Consider the following 13573-nt stretch of genomic DNA (forward strand, 5'->3'; position numbering starts at 1 on the left):
AGCGCGGCCGTCAGACCGCGCTCCCTCTTCATTTCGCCTGCAGCTGGCGCGCGTCCTGCACCTGCTGCACCGTCACCGGCGCCGCCTGGTTGCCCCAGCTTCCCCGCAGATAGCTCATCAGATCGGCCGCCTGCCGATCGTTCAACGCCCAGCCGTAAGCCGGCATCCCGAGCGCCATCGCCTGCTGCGTGATCGGGGTATGCGCCCCTTCCAGCACCACCCGCAGCGCGGTCAGCGGATTGTCCGCCGTTACCGTGGCGTTGCCCGCCAGCGCCGGGATGGTGAAGTCGGTGCCCTCTCCCTTATTGCCGTGGCAGGTCGAGCAGTACATCGCATAGGTCGCCTTGCCGCTCGGGTTATCCGCCTGCGCAGCCTTCGAGGCGGCCCCGGCGACGGGGTCCGGCGCCAGACTGCGCAGGTACACCGCGATGGCGTTCAGATCGCCCTCGCTGAGGTACTGCGTGCTGTGGGCCACCACCTCGCTCATCGGCCCGGCGACCGCCGCATGGCGGCTGCGGCCGGTTTTCAGCAGCGCCGTCACCTCTTCCGGCGGCAGGCCGCGCAGATTGGAGGCGTACCAGCCGTCCAGCTCGGCGCCGCTCAGGAACACCGGCTCCTTACCGTCCAGGCCCTTCTCCTGCATCGCCCAGCCGCGCGGCGTGTGGCAGCTGCCGCAATGGCCCGCGCCCTGCACCAGATAGGCGCCGCGGTTCCACTCGGCGCTTTGCTGCGGATCTGCCTGATACGGCTGGTCGTCGTGGAACAGCGAGTTCCACACCGCCAGCGGCCAGCGCATCGACAGCGGCCAGCTGATGTCACTGTCCCGGTTGGCGACGTTTTGCGCCGGCACCTCATTCATCAGGTAGTCATACAGCGCGCGCATGTCTTCCGCGCTCATTTTGGCGTAGGAGGTGTACGGCATCGCCGGGTAGAGCCGGTGGCCGTCTTTGGCTACCCCCTGGCGCATGGCGCGATCGAACTCCTCGAACGAATAGGCGCCAATGCCGTGCAGCTTGTCCGGCGTGATGTTGGTGGCGTAGATAGCCCCGAGCGGCGTCGGGAACTTCATGCCGCCCGCCAGTTCAGCGCCGCCCGGCGCGGTGTGGCAGGCGGTGCAGTCGCCGGCTTTGGCGACGTATTCCCCGGCCGACATCGCCTGGGCCGAGCCGCCGGCCGCCAGCAGGCTCAACAGGTACAGCGAACGCAGACTCATGCTCCCTCCTTGGCGGCAACCTTGCCGTAGGCCAGTTCGTTCACCGCGCGCCACGCCTGATCGATCGCCGAGTTGGCGTACGGGCTCCAGTCGGCATCGGAGTTGGCGATAACGATCTTGCCGATCGGCTGCCGCGCCGTTTCGATGATTTTCTTGGCTTCGTCTTCGTCGTCGAACAGTCCGTTGAGGAAGTAGGAGTAACCGTGCGACCAGCGGTTGACGGTGATCGCCTGAATGTCGCGCTTATGATCGAAACCGGCCGCGCCCAGCATGCCCTGCAGCTGCTCGCGGATCATCTGCTCGTGCACCTCGAACGGCGTGCCCAGCAGCAGCGCGCGCCCTTTGCGCGACTGCTCGCGCGGGCTGAGGCCGCTGCCCGGCAGCGTCGGCACGTAGACCATGTGCAGGCCGATTGGCCGGTTCGGATCGCGCGGGTGCTGATACCCGCCCATGCTCACCGGGTAGTCCAGCTTCACGCGGCTGTACGGTGCGGCCGGCGAATAGATCTCGTGCACGCCCAGCTTGATGAACGGCTGCCAGTTGCGGATCACCACCTTGCTGTACACCAGCGGCGCCTTGACGTTCTGCTTCAGCGCCTCCTGCTGCTCGTGCGACATCTCCGGCACCAGGTACGGGATCATCATGTTGTAGCCGGCCATCACTACCTGCCCGGCGCGCACCTTGGTCATCTTCTCGCCGGTCATATAGGTGACTTCCACCTTGTCGCCGACGTTGGCCGCGTGCAGCCCGGTGCTGTTCAAACGCAGCTTCACCGGCGATTCCGGCCGATCGAGCTGGCTGTAGTCGAATTTGGCCAGCACCACGTCATTCATGTCTTTGCCGGCCGGCGCCACCGCCGGGATCAGCTTGCGCACCATCAGGCGCGTCAGCGTGGCATTGCCGTCCGGGAAGTGGAACACGTAAGGATCGTCGAGATCCGCCTGCGACTCTTCGTCCAGCGGCGGCAGATTCATGCCGCCGAGGCCCGGCAGATCGCAGATGCGCGCATCGCTGCACGACGTGCCGTCGATGCCCACCGCCTGGAAGTCGTTGGTGGTCTGTTGGAAATAACGGATCGCCAGCTCGCTCAGGCCCACCTTCTCGCGCAGGAACTGGGTATAGCTGTGGGTATCGAGCCACTCGACCTTCTGCTCCAGCGTCATCTCCGGCAGATAATCTTTCTCCACCGTATGCAGTGCGATCAGCGCCTGGCGATCGCTTTCCGGTAGCGGGAAATCGCCGATGAACGCTTCATACGAACGGCCGTTGAGGCGATCGCGCGGAATGTCGTCCGCCACCGTGCGGCCCGGATCGCCGCTCACCACCTTGTCGACGCCGAAGTTCTTGCGATCGAAGTAAACCCCGCGGCTCAGGTTAAGATCCGGGTAGAAGGTGGTGTCAAACGCCTGCTCCAGTTGGTCGATATCGACGCCGAGCTTGTGCAGCAGCCCCATCGCCACCGGGCTGAAGTTGGAGCGCGGCGACTGCAGCGATTCACTGCCGCCGTAGCCGAGCAGCATGCCGTCGTCGGTGTTGAATTCGTTGCGCTTGGCGTGGCCGCCGAAGTCGTCATGGTTGTCGATCAGTAGAATGCGCTGCTGCTCGCCTTTCAGCTGCTGCCAGAAACAGGCGGCCGCCAACCCGCTGATGCCGGCACCGACCACCACCAGATCGAACTCTTCAACGGCGGGCACGCTGCCGAAATCAAAGGTTTTGCCGTCGCGCCCCAACTGGTGCGCATGCTCGAACGAGCCCGGATGGTTGCCCCGCAACCCGGTCAGCGCCGGCGGATAGTACAGGGTTTGATTGGCGGTTTGCGGCGACGCGCGCAAGATTTGCAGCGGCGTCAACCCGGCGGCGATGGTGATCGCCACTCCGTTGAGAAAATCGCGTCTGGTGATACCCATATAGGCTTCCTTTCAATTTTTATTATCATCAGCCGGCCGGAGCCGGCTCGAAGGCCGCGCTATTGTGCGGATAATTACTGTAAAATCAATGTTTGAACATCACATGACGAATGGCCGTGTAATCCTCCAACCCGTACATCGACATATCCTTGCCGTAGCCGGACAACTTCTGGCCGCCGTGCGGCATTTCGCTCACCAGCATGAAGTGGGTGTTCACCCAGGTGCAGCCGTATTGCAGGCGGGCGCTTAAGCGATGCGCGCGGCCCACGTCGCGGGTCCACACGGACGACGCCAGCCCGTAATTGGATTCGTTCGCCCAGGCCAGCACCTGCTCTTCGTCGTCGAACGGCGTCACCGTCACCACCGGGCCAAACACTTCGCGCTGCACGATCTCATCGTCCTGGCGCGCGCCGGCCAACAGCGTCGGCTGGAAGTAGTAGCCCGGCCCTTTCACCTTCTCGCCGCCGGTCACCACCTGTACGTGCGGCAACGCTTTGGCTCGCTCGACAAAACCGGCCACCCGCTCCAGATGCTGGGCGGTAATCAACGGCCCCAGCTCGGTGGTCTCGTCGTCCGGCGCGCCGATCTTCAGGCTGGCCACCGCCTCGCCCAGCCGCTTGACCAGCTCGGGATAAATGCTTTTCTGCGCGTAGATGCGGCACGCGGCGGTGCAATCCTGCCCGGCGTTGTAGAAGCCGAAACCGCGAATGCCGTCGACCACCTGCTGCAGATCGGCATCGTCGAACACCAGCACCGGCGCCTTGCCGCCCAGCTCCATATGGGTGCGCTTAATGCCGGCGGCGGTGTGGGCGATGATGTGCTCGCCGGTGGCGATCGACCCGGTCAGCGACACCATGCGCACCTTGTCATGCCCGGTCAGCCGATCGCCCACGCCGGCGCCGCGCCCGAACAGCACGTTGAGCACGCCCGGCGGGAACAGCCCGGCGGCCAGTTCGGCCAGTTTGAAGGTGGTCAGCGGCGTCTGCTCAGAAGGCTTGATCACCACGCAGTTGCCCGCCGCCAACGCCGGCGCCAGTTTCCAGGCCGCCATCATCAGCGGGTAGTTCCACGGCGCGATCGAGGCCACCACGCCGAGCGGATCGCGGCGGATCATCGAAGTGTGCCCGGCCAGATACTCGCCGGCGGCCATGCCGGTCAGGCAGCGGCTGGCCCCGGCGAAGAAGCGAAACACGTCGGCCACCGCCGGCAGTTCGTCATTCAATACGCAGTGATAAGGCTTGCCGCAGTTGAGCGACTCCAGCCTGGCGAAGGTCTCGGCATGCTCGTCGATCAGATCCGCCAGCTTGAGCAGATGCTCGGCGCGCTCCTTCGGCGTGGTTTGCCCCCAGGCGGCGAACGCGGCGTCCGCCGCCAGCACCGCGCGATCGACCTGCTCCGGGCTGGCCTCCGCCACCTGCGCGATCACTTCGCCGGTCGCCGGGTTATACACCGGCTGGGTCGCGCCCTGGCCATTCACCAGTTGGCCGTCAATCAACAGTTGGCTTTGCATAGGGTTATCCTTTTGTCAGAGGTCGGGTAAGGAAATTATTTGCCGCTGCCGGCGACGCTTTCTCCACCTTTGGTCAGGTAGTAAGCGCCGAGGATCGGCAGCATGGTCAACAGCATCACCGACAGCGCCACCACGTTGGTGATTGGCACGTCGCGCGGGCGGCCGAGCTGGTTCAGCAGCCACAGCGGCAGCGTGCGCTCGTGGCCGGCGGTAAAGGTGGTCACGATGATTTCGTCGAACGACAGCGCGAACGCCAGCATGCCCCCGGCCAGCAGCGCCGAGCCGAGGTTCGGCAAGATCACGTAACGGAAGGTTTGCCAGCCGTCGGCGCCGAGATCCATCGACGCTTCGATCAGGCTGTACGAGGTGCGGCGGAACCGGGCGATGACGTTGTTGAACACGATCACCACGCAGAACGTCGCATGGCCGACGACGATGGTCAGGATGCCGGGCTCGATGTTCAGCGCCTTGAACGCCGCCAGCAGCGCCAAGCCGGTGACGATCCCCGGCAGCGCAATCGGCAGCAGCAACAGCAGCGAAATGCTGTCCTTGCCGAAGAAATCGCGCCGATACAGCGCCGCCGCCGCCAGGGTGCCGAGCACCAGCGCGATGGCGGTCGCCAGACAGGCGATCTGCGCCGACAGCAGCACCGCATCGATAATGTCCTGCCGCCCGGCGGCGACGTTGAACCAGTGCAGCGTGAAGCCCTTCGGCGGGAAGCTGAAGGCCGCGTCCTCGGTGTTGAAGGCGTAGATGGCGATGATCGCCAACGGGAAATGCAGGAAGACAAGTCCGCCCCAGGCGGCCAGCTTCAGCCCTAAGGGCGCGCGTTCAGAGTGCATCGAAAGCCCCCAGACGTTTGACGATGGAAAGATAGATGGCGATCAGGACGATCGGCACCAGCGTAAAGGCCGCGGCCATCGGCATATTGCCGATCGCGCCCTGCTGGGCGTACACCATGCTGCCGATGAAATAACCCGGCGGCCCCACCAGCTGCGGCACGATAAAGTCGCCCAGCGTCAGCGAGAAAGTGAAGATCGATCCGGCGGCGATGCCCGGCACCGCCAGCGGCAAAATGACGTGGCGGAAGGTCTGCGCCGGCCGGGCGCCCAGATCCGCCGAAGCGTGCAGCAGCGAGGGCGGCAGGCGCTCCAGCGCCGCCTGGATCGGCAGGATCATGAACGGCAGCCAGATATAGACGAACACCAGAAAACGCCCCAGCCCCGAGGTCGACAGCGTGTTGCCACCGACCCCGGGCACCGTCAGCAGCGACGCCAACAGCGGCTCCAGCCCCAGGTGCTGCAGGAACCACTGCGCCACGCCATCTTTCGCCAGCAGCAAAGTCCAAGCATAGGCTTTGACGATATAGCTGGCCCACATCGGCATCATCACGGCGATGTAAAAGAACGCCTTGACGCGGCCGCTGGTGTAACGCGCCATGTAATAGGCGATGGGGAACGCCAGCGCCGCGCTGGCCAGCGACACCAGCACCGCCATGGTCAGCGTGCGCAGGATAATGTCGTAGTTGGCCGGGTTGAACAGCGCCGCCAGGTTGGCGAAGGTCAGATCCGGCGTCACCGCCATGGTGAAATCGTCGAAGGTGTAAAATCCTTGCCACAGCAGCGTCAGCAGCGAACCGAGGTACACCGCGCCGAACCACAGCAGCGGCGGCACCAGCAGTAACAGCAGATACAGCGTCGGCCGGCGATAGAGCCAGGTCGACAGCGCGCGCACGGTACCGCCGCGCGCCGGGGGGGAATCGATGCTCATGTCCATCTCACCTCTCCTCCAGCAGCGGCACCATCGCCGCGCGCGGCCAGCAGGCGACGATCGGCTGGCCGATCTGCCGCTGTTGCCCTTCGGCGATCCACTGCGGATTGGCCTGGCTGACCAGCAGCTTTTCGCCGCCGTTCAGCGCGATTTCATACCGCGTGGCCGCGCCCTGGTAATGGATTTCCTGCAGCGTGCCCTGCACCTGGATCTCGTCCTGCGCCGCGCCGCCGTGCTCCAGCAGGCGGATATGTTCCGGCCGGATCGAGAAGGTTCGGCTTTCGCCGAGCAGGCGCTGCGCCAGCTCGCTGCGCACCACGTTGGAGGTGCCGACGAACTCGGCGACGAACGGCGTCTTCGGCCGCATGTAAAGTTCGCGCGGCGTATCCACCTGTTCGATGCGGCCGTTATTGAACACCGCCACCCGATCGGACATCGACAGCGCTTCGCTTTGATCGTGGGTGACGAAGATAAAGGTGATGCCCAGCTGACGCTGCAGCTTCTTCAGCTCACCCTGCATCTGCTCGCGCAGCTTGAGATCCAGCGCGCCGAGCGGCTCGTCCAGCAGCAGCACCCGTGGCCGATTGACCAGCGCGCGCGCCAACGCCACGCGCTGACGCTGGCCGCCCGACAGGTGCGCCGGTTTGCGTTCGGCAACGAAACCGAGCGCCACGCTCTCCAGCGCCTCTTGCGCCCGCGCCAGCCGCTCGCGTTTGGCGACGCCCTTCACCATCAGGCCGTAGGCGACGTTTTCCAGCACCGACATGTGCGGGAACAGCGCGTAATCCTGAAACACGGTGTTCACGTCGCGCTGATACGGCGGCAGGTTGGCAGCTTCCTGACCGTGAATGCGAATCGAGCCGGAAGTGAGCTGTTCAAAGCCAGCGATCAGGCGCAGGCAGGTGGTTTTGCCCGAGCCGGATGGCCCGAGCATGGAGAAAAATTCCCCGTCCTGAATGTCGATGGATACCCGATCCACGGCGCGAACATCGCCGAAAGTCCGCGAAACATCGATGAATTGCACGGCAATGGTCATTTTCTGTGCTCCATACTGATGTAGTTCGGGCGCAGCGGGCTGCGCCCCGCGGCTTAGCGGCCGCCCATGATGGCGATGTAATCCTGGGTCCAGCGGCTGTACGGCACGAACTTGCCGCCCTGCGCCTGCGGCGTTTTCCAGAAGGCGATTTTGTCGAACTGGTTGAAGCCGTTGGTTTCGCAGCCCTTCTCACCCAACAGCGCGCTGGCCTTGCAGCCCGCCGGTGAAGCCGGCACCGACCCGAACCAGGCCGCCACGTCGCCCTGCACCTTCGGCTCCAGCGACCAGTTCATCCACTGGTAGGCGCAGCTCGGGTGCTTGGCATCGGTATGCAGCATGGTGGTGTCCGCCCAGCCGGTCACGCCCTCTTTCGGGAACACGGTGGCGATCGGCTGCCCCTCGCCCTTCAGGGCGTTGGCCTGATACGGCCAGGCGCTGGAAGCCACCACGCCTTCGTTTTTAAAGTCGCTCATCTGCACCGAGGTATCGTGCCAGTAGCGGTGGATCAGCGCGTGCTGGCTGCGCAGCAGCTTCAGCGCCGCCTGATACTGCTCTTCGTTGAGCTGGTAAGGATCGCTGATGCCGAGCTGCGGCTGGGTGGCCTTCAGGAACAGCGCCGCGTCGGCGATGTAGATCGGGCCGTCGTAAGCCTGCACCCGCCCCTGGTTGCTCTTGCCGTCCGGCAGGTTCTGCTGCTGGAAGATCACCGCCCAGCTGTCCGGCGGCGTCGGGAAGGTTTTGGTGTTGTACATCAGCAGGTTCGGCCCCCACTGGTACGGCGTGCCGTAAGTTTTGCCGTCCACGGTATACCAGGCGCCGTTCAGCAGGCGCGGATCGATGTTCTTCCAGTTCGGGATCAGCGCGGTGTTGATCGGCTGCACCCGCTTGCCGAAGATTAGGCGCAGCGAGGCGTCGCCGGAGGCGGTCACCAGATCGTAGCCGCCCTTGGCCATCAGGCTGACCATTTCATCGGAGGTGGCGGCGGTCTTCACGTTCACCGCACAGCCGGTTTGCTTCTCAAACTGGGTGACCCAGTCGTAGTTTTTGTCGGACTGGCCGCGTTCGATGTAGCCGGGCCAGGCAATGATGTCCAGCCGGCCTTCGCCTTTGCCCAGCGACTGCGGCAGATCGGCCGCCTGAGCCAGGCCGCACAGCACGGTGAGACAGAGCGCGGAGACGGTGGTGGTGACTGCGGTAGTTTTTCTCATCGTAATTACCCCTGTGTTGCGTATCTGTGTGCGGCAGGGAACGGCTGCCGCCCGATTTTGCTTTATAGAACCGCTAGAAGCTGGCTTTGAACTTCGCCATTACGTGCCTGACAACGCTGTAATCCTGCAGCGAATCGCTGGACAGATCCTTGCCGTAGCCGGAGCGTTTCAGGCCGCCGTGCGGCATTTCGCTCGCCAAGGTGAAATGGGTGTTGATCCAGGTGCTGCCGTACTGCAGATGGGCGGCGATGTGCAGCGCCCGATCGATATTTTGCGTCCACACCGACGAAGCCAGCCCGTATTCCGAGTCGTTGGCCCACTCGACCGCCTGCGCCAGATGCTCGAAGCGCGTGACGCTGACCACCGGGCCAAACACCTCGCGCTGCACGATCTCGTCGCTTTGCAGGCAGCCCGCCAGCAGGGTCGGCTGATAGTAGAATCCCGGCCCGGAGTGCGCCGCGGCGCCGGTGATCAATTCGATATGCGGTTGGCTGAGCGCCCGCTCGACAAAGCTGGCGACGCGATCGCGCTGGCGGCTGCTTATCAACGGGCCGATCTCGTTGTCCTGATCGCGCTTGCGGGCGAAGCGCAGGCTGGCGACCGCCTCGCCCAGCGCGTCCACCAGTTTGGGATAGATGCCGGCCTGCGCGTAGATGCGGCAGGCGGCGGTGCAGTCCTGTCCGGCGTTGTAATAGCCATAGGTGCGAATGCCGTTGACCACTTCGTCAAGATCGGCGTCGTCGCAGACGATCACCGGCGCCTTGCCCCCCAGCTCCAGATGGGTGCGCTTGACGCTTTTGGCCGCCGCCTGAAGAATTTTTTGCCCGGTGACGATATCGCCGGTGACCGACACCAGCCGCACCTGCGGGTGCCCCACCAGCTGGCTGCCGACCCCTTCACCGCCGCCGTAGACGATGTTCAGCACGCCCGGCGGCAGGATCTCCTGCAGCGCCGGCACCAGCGCCAGAATAGTCAGCGGCGTGTGCTCGGACGGTTTGAATACCACGGTATTGCCCGCCGCCAGCGCCGGCGCAATCTTCCACGCCGCCATCATCAGCGGATAGTTCCAGGGGGCGATCGAGGCGACTACGCCGATCGGATCGCGGCGGATCATCGAGGTGTGGCCCGGCACATACTCACCGGCCAGTTGCCCTTGTTGCGTACGCACCGCGCCGGCGAAGAAGCGGAACACGTCGACCGCCGCCGGCAGATCGTCATTGAGCGCCTGATGCAGCGGCTTGCCGCAGTTGAGGGCTTCCAGCTGCGCCAGCTGCGGCGCCTGCCGCTCGATGGCGTCAGCGATGCGCAACAGCAGCGTGGCGCGCTGGGCCGGCGTGGTGCGCGACCAGTGGCTGAACGCCTGCTGCGCGGCTTTTACCGCGCTGCCGACCTGCGCCGAAGAGGCTTCGGTCAGGGCGATCAGCGTCTCGCCGTTGGCCGGATTGACGATGCATTCCTGCTGGCCTTCGCCGTCGATAAGCTGACCGTTAATGAACTGCTGACAGGACAAACCTGAGAGAACTTGCACATCTGCCATCGCCTGACGCCCCTAAGTGACAAAAACGTTAACCAAATGTGAATAAGTTAGTTTTAATCAGCCTAAGCGAGCCTCTGGCGGGCAACAAATTCTAAATACTGAACGACGCGTTCGATTAAATCGAATGCTTAAGCCCGGCGGCGTGTTTGCTGCCGTTCTCGCGCGCGATGGTGATGAACGGCGTCACCAGTTCCGGCCGCGCGCTGCCGCGCCGCCACGCCAACCCGATATCCAGCGGCTCCAGCAGATCGTCCAGCTTGCGCGCCTCGATCATATTGCCTTCCAGCGACCAGGCGCGGTACGCCATGTCCGGCTGGATAGACACCCCCATCCCCGCCGCCACCAGGCTGCGCACCGCCTCGGTCGAGGCGGTCTTCATGGCGATCTCCGGCTTCAGCCCGGCGCGCGCCCAGATGCGCCGCGCGTGCACGTCCATTTCATCGGCGTTGAGCTGGATCAGCGGCTGTTTAGCCACGTCCGCCAGGCTGATGCTCTCGTGCTCCAGCAGCGGGTGCAGCGGCGGCAGCCACAGGCGATACGGCGAGTGCATCAGCACCTCGGTCTGCAGCGCGTCGCGGTCTTCGATGTTCGACAAGATCAGCACGCCGATGTCGATCTCGCCGCTGACCAGCAGATGCTCGATGTACGGGCGTTCGTCTTCAACCACCTGCACGGTGACGTTGGGATAGGCCGATTTAAAGCGCGTGAGCAGTTCCACCAGGAAGTAGCCGGCCACCAGGCTGGTGACGCCGATGGTCAGCTTGCCGGTCAGGCTTTCGGTGCCGATCTGCAGGCTGCGCTTGGCGTTGTCCACCGTCGCCAGGATCAGATACGACTGGCGTAGAAACTGATGCCCCTGATGGGTCAGTGTCATGCCCTTGGCGTGGCGCTCGAACAGCCGCACGCCGATCTCGGTTTCCAGCTGCTGGATAGCGAGCGTCAGCGAAGACTGGGAGACAAACACCGCCTGGGCGCCGGCGGAGATCGACCCGGTTTCCGCCACCGCGATGAAGTGGCGGATTTGGCGTAACGTCATCATCCCCATCGCCTTTCAAGCCGCTGCGTTGTTGTCTGCGTTCGCTTACCCCAGTCACTTACTTGAGTAAGCTCCTGGGGATGCACGCCCTTGCCGCCTAGCCGCAACTTGAAATTCATTGGGGATCACCTTAATCAAAATAGTTACGTTGATTGTAGATCTCGCGAGAGAAGCGATCGGGAAAAGTATCAAAAACGCGATAGCGTTCGCTTTTTTAGAATGCTGACAGGCAAAAATGGGGGGAACAATGAGGCGAAGAAGTGCGATGTGCGGGGGACAGAAATGGCAAGGGCGCAGCAAGCTGCGCCCTGATGACCGATGATCCTGCGGAGGATCAGATCGCTTCTTCGTCCTGCTCGCCGGTACGGATGCGCACCACGCGCGCCACGTCGAAGACGAAAATCTTGCCGTCGCCGATCTTGCCGGTCTGCGCCGTCTGCATGATGGTTTCTACGCAGGTGTCGACGATGTCGTCGGCAACCACGATCTCTATCTTCACCTTCGGCAGAAAGTCGACCATGTACTCGGCGCCGCGGTACAGCTCGGTGTGGCCCTTCTGGCGGCCGAAGCCTTTGACTTCGGTGACCGTCATGCCGGTGATGCCCACTTCGGCCAGCGCTTCGCGGACGTCATCCAGTTTGAACGGCTTGATAATCGCGTCGATCTTTTTCATCTTCTTTCCTTATTACCAATTTTTGCGGCCAAAACCGGATGTGATGGGATAACGGCGGTCTTTGCCGAAGTTACGGGCGGTGATGCGCGGCCCGACGGCGGCCTGACGCCGCTTGTATTCGTTGATGTCCACCAGGCGGATCACCTTGCGCACGATCGCTTCGTCGAAGCCTTCGGCCACCAGATCGGCGACCGACTTGTCGCGCTCAACGTAGCCTTCGAGGATCGCGTCCAGGATATCGTACGGCGGCAGGCTGTCCTGATCGACCTGATCCGGCGCCAGCTCGGCGGACGGCGGACGATCGATTACCCGCTGCGGGATCACGTAGGAGACGGTGTTGCGGTATTCGGACAGCTTGAACACCAGCGTTTTCGGCACGTCCTTCAGCACGTCGAAACCGCCGGCCATATCGCCGTACAGCGTGGCGTAACCCACCGCCATTTCGCTCTTGTTGCCGGTGGTCAGCACGATGCTGCGGCGTTTGTTGGACAGCGCCATCAGCACCACCCCGCGGCAACGCGCCTGCAGGTTCTCTTCGGTGGTGTCGCGCTCGGTGCCGGCGAACATCGGCGACAGCTGGCCCATAAAGGCATCGAACATCGGCTCGATGGAGACGATATCGAACTCCACGCCGAGGATTTCCGCCTCTTCCTTGGCGTCGGCGATGCTGATATCTGCGGTATAGCGGAACGGCATCATCAGCGCCTGCACCTTGTCTTTACCTAACGCATCCACGGCGATCGCCAGCGTCAGCGCCGAGTCGATGCCGCCGGACAGCCCCAGCACCGCGCCTTTGAAACCGTTCTTGGTCACGTAGTCGCGCACCGCCAACACCAGCGCCTGATACACCTGCGCCAGCTGCGGCAACTCAGCGGCCGGATCGGCCATCGGCACCACGTCCAGCTCGTTGAATTCCAGGCGAGTGACCTGCTCGTCGAAGGCCGCCAGACGGTGGGTCATGGTGCCGGCGGCGTCGAAGACCTTGGAGCAGCCGTCGAAGATCAGCTCATCCTGGCCGCCGACCTGGTTGAGGTACACCAGCGGCAGCTGGGTGCGCTGGCAGTGGCCGGCCATCAGCGTTTTGCGGATATACGGTTTTTCGCGGTTATACGGCGAGGCGTTGATCGACAGGATAATCTCCGCGCCGGCGGCCTTGGCGGCGTCGATCGGCTCCGGGAACCACAGATCTTCGCAAATCAGCAGTCCCAGACGGTAGCCTTTCAGTTCCACCACGCAGGTGTCGTTGCCGGCGTGGAAATAGCGCTTCTCATCGAACACGCCGTAGTTCGGCAACTGCTGTTTGAAGTAGCGGGTCAGCAGGCGGCCTTCGGCAAACAGCGACAGCGCGTTGTACAGCTTGTCGCCTTCGCGCCACGGGTGGCCGACCAGGATCGCCGTCTCGGCGGAAGCCTGCTGCAGGCGCAGCAGCTGCGCATCACAGCGCTGATAGAAATCATTGCGGTACAACAGGTCTTCCGGCGGGTAGCCGGACAGCGCCAGTTCGGTGAACATGACCAGATCGGCTCCCGCCTTCTGCTGCTCCTGCACGATTTGCAACATGCGTTCGGTGTTGCCTTCAATGTCGCCGACCAGCAGGTTCAGCTGGGCCAGGGCGATGGAAAGTGATCTGCTCATTTGTGTACGATCCCGCTTAATACGTTCCATGGTGCTCTACGCCGGGGC

11 protein-coding genes are annotated in these 13573 nt (G+C 63.6%); all 11 read right to left on the minus strand.

The genetic code is table 11. From position 1 onward, the window contains the following. Nucleotides 1-28: 28 nt before the first annotated feature. Nucleotides 29-1213 (minus strand): c-type cytochrome, encoded by a 1185-nt coding sequence (locus ACP3TA_RS24645; protein ID WP_206196258.1) that lies wholly within the window; start codon nucleotides 1211-1213, stop codon nucleotides 29-31. Beyond that, a complete protein-coding gene (locus ACP3TA_RS24650) occupies nucleotides 1210-3120 on the minus strand; it encodes an NAD(P)-binding protein (protein WP_129993523.1) in 1911 nt (636 codons plus the stop codon). The genes ACP3TA_RS24645 and ACP3TA_RS24650 overlap by 4 nt, the downstream gene beginning before the upstream one ends. An 85-nt stretch (nucleotides 3121-3205) precedes the next feature. Further along, on the minus strand, nucleotides 3206-4630 hold the full coding sequence (gene patD, locus ACP3TA_RS24655; protein ID WP_046687663.1) for an aminobutyraldehyde dehydrogenase: 1425 nt from the start codon (nucleotides 4628-4630) through the stop codon (nucleotides 3206-3208). A gap of 35 nt (nucleotides 4631-4665) precedes the next feature. Then, nucleotides 4666-5472, minus strand: a complete 807-nt coding sequence (locus ACP3TA_RS24660; RefSeq protein ID WP_016929774.1) for an ABC transporter permease — start codon at nucleotides 5470-5472, stop codon at nucleotides 4666-4668. After that, a complete protein-coding gene (locus ACP3TA_RS24665; RefSeq protein ID WP_016929775.1) occupies nucleotides 5462-6406 on the minus strand; it encodes an ABC transporter permease in 945 nt (314 codons plus the stop codon). Before ACP3TA_RS24665 ends, ACP3TA_RS24660 begins: the two co-directional genes overlap by 11 nt. A gap of 1 nt (nucleotide 6407) precedes the next feature. Further along, on the minus strand, nucleotides 6408-7436 hold the full coding sequence (locus tag ACP3TA_RS24670) for an ABC transporter ATP-binding protein (RefSeq protein ID WP_033651579.1): 1029 nt from the start codon (nucleotides 7434-7436) through the stop codon (nucleotides 6408-6410). Nucleotides 7437-7489: 53 nt separating this feature from the next. Continuing rightward, entirely contained in the window at nucleotides 7490-8644 is a 1155-nt protein-coding gene (gene ydcS, locus ACP3TA_RS24675) for a putative ABC transporter substrate-binding protein YdcS (protein ID WP_033644107.1), read from the minus strand. A gap of 73 nt (nucleotides 8645-8717) precedes the next feature. Continuing rightward, nucleotides 8718-10181, minus strand: coding sequence for a gamma-aminobutyraldehyde dehydrogenase (locus ACP3TA_RS24680; protein ID WP_043138131.1), 1464 nt, complete (start codon nucleotides 10179-10181; stop codon nucleotides 8718-8720). A 115-nt stretch (nucleotides 10182-10296) separates the two neighbouring features. Further along, a complete protein-coding gene (locus tag ACP3TA_RS24685) occupies nucleotides 10297-11220 on the minus strand; it encodes a LysR substrate-binding domain-containing protein (protein WP_046687665.1) in 924 nt (307 codons plus the stop codon). 331 nt (nucleotides 11221-11551) lie between these two features. Continuing rightward, entirely contained in the window at nucleotides 11552-11890 is a 339-nt protein-coding gene (gene glnB, locus ACP3TA_RS24690; protein ID WP_004847623.1) for a nitrogen regulatory protein P-II, read from the minus strand. A gap of 12 nt (nucleotides 11891-11902) precedes the next feature. Continuing rightward, nucleotides 11903-13525, minus strand: coding sequence for an NAD+ synthase (locus ACP3TA_RS24695; protein ID WP_033644110.1), 1623 nt, complete (start codon nucleotides 13523-13525; stop codon nucleotides 11903-11905). Nucleotides 13526-13573 lie beyond the last annotated feature (48 nt).

It is taken from the genome of Serratia sp. 2C06 (assembly GCF_050037615.1).
Classification (GTDB): domain Bacteria; phylum Pseudomonadota; class Gammaproteobacteria; order Enterobacterales; family Enterobacteriaceae; genus Serratia; species Serratia ureilytica.

Coding starts and splice junctions, on each gene's coding strand:
- ACP3TA_RS24645 (WP_206196258.1), bottom strand. CDS start 1,213: ATGAGTCTGCGTTCGCTGTACCTGTTGAGCCTGCTGGCGGCCGGCGGC.
- ACP3TA_RS24650 (WP_129993523.1), bottom strand. CDS start 3,120: ATGGGTATCACCAGACGCGATTTTCTCAACGGAGTGGCGATCACCATC.
- patD (WP_046687663.1), bottom strand. CDS start 4,630: ATGCAAAGCCAACTGTTGATTGACGGCCAACTGGTGAATGGCCAGGGC.
- ACP3TA_RS24660 (WP_016929774.1), bottom strand. CDS start 5,472: ATGCACTCTGAACGCGCGCCCTTAGGGCTGAAGCTGGCCGCCTGGGGC.
- ACP3TA_RS24665 (WP_016929775.1), bottom strand. CDS start 6,406: ATGGACATGAGCATCGATTCCCCCCCGGCGCGCGGCGGTACCGTGCGC.
- ACP3TA_RS24670 (WP_033651579.1), bottom strand. CDS start 7,436: ATGACCATTGCCGTGCAATTCATCGATGTTTCGCGGACTTTCGGCGAT.
- ydcS (WP_033644107.1), bottom strand. CDS start 8,644: ATGAGAAAAACTACCGCAGTCACCACCACCGTCTCCGCGCTCTGTCTC.
- ACP3TA_RS24680 (WP_043138131.1), bottom strand. CDS start 10,181: ATGGCAGATGTGCAAGTTCTCTCAGGTTTGTCCTGTCAGCAGTTCATT.
- ACP3TA_RS24685 (WP_046687665.1), bottom strand. CDS start 11,220: ATGATGACGTTACGCCAAATCCGCCACTTCATCGCGGTGGCGGAAACC.
- glnB (WP_004847623.1), bottom strand. CDS start 11,890: ATGAAAAAGATCGACGCGATTATCAAGCCGTTCAAACTGGATGACGTC.
- ACP3TA_RS24695 (WP_033644110.1), bottom strand. CDS start 13,525: ATGAGCAGATCACTTTCCATCGCCCTGGCCCAGCTGAACCTGCTGGTC.